The sequence below is a fragment of the Anaeroplasma sp. genome (genome assembly GCF_034179385.1).
GTDB lineage: Bacteria > Bacillota_I > Bacilli_A > Acholeplasmatales > Anaeroplasmataceae > Anaeroplasma.
In genome coordinates this window covers 1-3,445 of sequence record NZ_JAXFPY010000089.1, presented here as the reverse complement: position 1 = coordinate 3,445, position 3,445 = coordinate 1, and the positions used below count along the sequence as shown (strand labels likewise).

The 3,445-nt window shown below is 33.2% G+C and carries 3 protein-coding genes; 2 read left to right on the top strand and 1 reads right to left on the bottom strand.

What is annotated here, in order from left to right:
• Positions 1-1,380, bottom strand: a 1,380-nt coding sequence (locus SPJ17_RS05985; protein ID WP_321093554.1) for an ISNCY family transposase, incomplete at its 3' end; no start/stop codon positions are given.
• Positions 1,381-1,642: 262 nt separating this feature from the next.
• Here SPJ17_RS05985 and SPJ17_RS05980 point away from each other — a divergent pair.
• Positions 1,643-2,419 carry a ZIP family metal transporter gene (locus tag SPJ17_RS05980; protein WP_321093552.1) on the top strand — a complete coding sequence of 259 codons (777 nt, stop codon included), beginning with the start codon at positions 1,643-1,645 and terminating at the stop codon, positions 2,417-2,419.
• 81 nt (positions 2,420-2,500) lie between these two features.
• Complete coding sequence (locus SPJ17_RS05975; protein ID WP_321093549.1) at positions 2,501-3,202, top strand: pseudouridine synthase; 702 nt, start codon at positions 2,501-2,503, stop codon at positions 3,200-3,202.
• The last annotated feature ends 243 nt before the right edge of the window (positions 3,203-3,445 follow it).

The window sequence follows — 3,445 nt, the reverse complement described above, 5'->3', positions numbered from 1 at the left end:
TTGTTTAAGGCGGTGTTTTTGTTTTGCTACGAAACTGTCAAAGGATGCTTTCTTCCATGGATGAGTCATAGGTGGAATATATGCTTGTTTTGGTTTCTTTTCTTTTGATTCATCAAATTCTAATGATACTTCTTTGTGTTCAGGTAATTCTCTCAGTAAGTATACTTTTTCATCAACAGTGACGAATAACCTTTTATCAAATGTTTGAATTACTAATCCAGGAGTACCATTTCTAAAACATATAACTTGAGTTCCTGTGGCGTTTGTAGCCTGATAGTATTTATTATGGAATTTGATTGAAGAACCATGATCAAATATTCTTGATGTAAGAATAGATAAAGTTAGATTAATTGTTTCATCTGAAGGTTGATTTTCAAATACAGATGTTATATTCTTTCTTTGTAGGGCAAATCGTACGTTGAATTTCGGAAGGTAGGATGTCAGAAATTCATTGGCTTGTTCTATGTTTTTGATGTTGGCTGTTCTAAGTTCTTGGGGCAGCCTATTTTGAAATGTTTGGTTGAATCTTTCGATTCGACCTTTTTTTTGAGGTATAGAAGAAGTTTTAATAGAAATACCTAAAGTCTTACATGCATAGGCAAATTGTGTATATGTATCATTTTCATCCGTTGGATTAGGATTAGATTTATATGTGAATACAGTTCTATTATCAGTTAAGAAACTGGCTGGTATTCCATAATTTTCAAGTATTTGCTTTAATACATTGTAATAACCCCATAATGTCTCTTGATAATCAAAAAATGCTCCTACAACGGTTCCTGTGGCATCATCTACGGCTAAATGTAATGTTGCATAAATATTGTTGAACCAACAAATACCTGATGCGTCCATTTGAATTACTTCACCAAAATATTTAGCTCTAGGCTTTCTAGGATGAGATGATTCAGAATCTAGAATATGATCATCAATAATTAAATTTTTATCGACTTCATTAAGTTTCTTTTTGTTCTCTAACTCTTTCTTTTTGGCTTTTCTAGTGCTTTTATTGCATAGTGGTGAAATATATCCAGCAGAAGTTAAAATGTGCCTTAAAGGCGTATAAGTGATTTTTATTCCTTCATCATCATTTAATTTTTCCGTAAAATGATACCAATTATAATCATAGTATTTTTCTTTGTAGAGCTTGATAATTAATGACCTTGTATTATCATCAATGGTAGCCTTAGGCTTACGCCCTGAATTTTTATGTATGAATCCAGCTTTACCCTCTGTTTTATATTTAATAATTAGCTTATTAATATATCTGGGTGTAACACCTAATTTAATTGCTGCTCGATTCTTATTACCATTAGTATCTACTAATTTTTTAATTACTTCATAAATTGATTTTTCTTTCATGTTTAAATCCACACGTTTCATATGTATCACCCCAATAAGATTATAAAATATGAAGCGCGAATTCCCTAGGGAATTGTATTCCTTTCTTTTTTTCTTTTGCTTATATGGGGACACATTCCCCATACCCTTTGGGAACTAATCAAAAGTTAATCAATAAGATTTTATTAAAAGTCAATCATAGTCCACAAAAAATTGTGGACTTTTTTCTTGACATTTCATTTTCTTTGATATACACTATTTTAGAAAGTTTGTTTATGCTAACCACAGGAAGGGAGTGGCTTATATGATAGTAGCACTAGGAGTGATTATTCCATTTGTAGGAACATCCTTAGGAGCATTATTGGTATTCTTTATCAAAGGAAAGATGAATGAGAAAATAGAGAAGATATTACTTGGCTTTGCAGGAGGAGTCATGGTAGCTGCATCCATTTGGAGCTTAATTGATCCTGCACTTGAATTGTCTAGTGAAATGGGAAAATGGGCATTTGTCCCATCTGCTGTGGGGTTTTTGATTGGTGTTGGCTTTATTTTGTTATTAGATAGTATGATTCCTCATATTCACCAGGGGCGTGAAGATTCAGAAGGAGTAAAATCGAATTTCAGAAAAACAACAAAGATGATGCTTGCGGTAACGATTCATAATATTCCCGAGGGAATGTCCGTTGGAGTTGTACTTGCGGGTGCTGTATATGGTAATTCCTTAATCAGTCTATCCTCAGCTTTAGTTTTAGCCATTGGAATTGCGGTTCAAAACTTTCTAGAAGGCTCTGTTATATCTGTGCCTTTATATGCAGAAGGCATGAGTAAGCCTAAAGCTTTTTTGCTTGGTGTATTAAGTGGAGTAGTAGAGCCTATTGCAGCGCTTCTTACTATATTATGTGTTCAGTTCATTACCCCAATACTTCCATATATTTTAGCTTTTGCAGCAGGCGCTATGGTATATGTTGTGGTAGAGGAATTAATTCCGGAGTCACAAATGCATTCTCATACGAATTTGCCAACAATTGCGTTTAGTATTGGATTTGTGCTAATGATGATTTTAGATGTGGCCTTAAGCTAGGCCACATTCTTTTTATCCTTATAATATTTACTTTAATTTATAAGGAGCTTATGGTAAAATTCATTTGCTGAGGTGATGGTTATGATGCGCTTAGACAAAATGCTTGCACATTCTGGATATGGAACAAGAAAAGAAGTAAAGGAATTTATTCGTAAAGGCTTTGTTCTTGTAAATGGAGAAGTAATCAAGGATGACGATTTTAAGGTTGATGAAGAAAAGGATGAAATTGTCATTGCTGATCAATCTGTATCCTATGAAAAATTAATCTATATTATGTTAAATAAGCCTGATGGATATATTTCTGCAACCTATGATAATCATGATCCCATTGTATTAGATTTAATTGAGGGTTACGAGAATAGAGGATTATTCCCTGTGGGCAGATTAGATAAGGATGCACATGGATTACTTTTAATTACAAATGATGGTAAGCTTGCGCATAAGCTATTATCACCAAAGAATCATGTGGATAAGGTATATTATTTAAAATATGATGGTACCTTTATGCCATATGCATATAAAGCATTTGAACAGGGTGTCTTTTTAGAGGATGGATATAAATGCTTACCTGCAAAATTTGAAATGATAAAAGAGGGAGAAGGTTTAATAACAATCTCTGAAGGTAAGTACCACCAGGTAAAGAGAATGATGGAAGCCGTCGGGTGTGAGGTAACCTATTTGAAGCGAATAAGCTTCGGGAAAATAACTTTAGATGAGTCGCTAAATGAAGGAGATTATAGACACTTGTCCTTGGCTGAAATTCAAATGCTTGAAGAGTCTTAGATTGCAATGAAAACTTTTTGAAAAAAAGATAAAATTGTAGTTGACATTGGCTTTTTGGAGTGATATTATATAGAAGCACACCGTTTGAACGGTATGTAAAACTTAGGTCTTTGAAAACTATATATGACGAACGAAAACGTGTAGAATAAACGAACAAGCAATTCTTTTATTTAGAAGAAGAATGAGCAAAAAAGATTAAAACAAACAAAAAATAAATTTTTGGAGAGTTTGATCCTGGCTCAG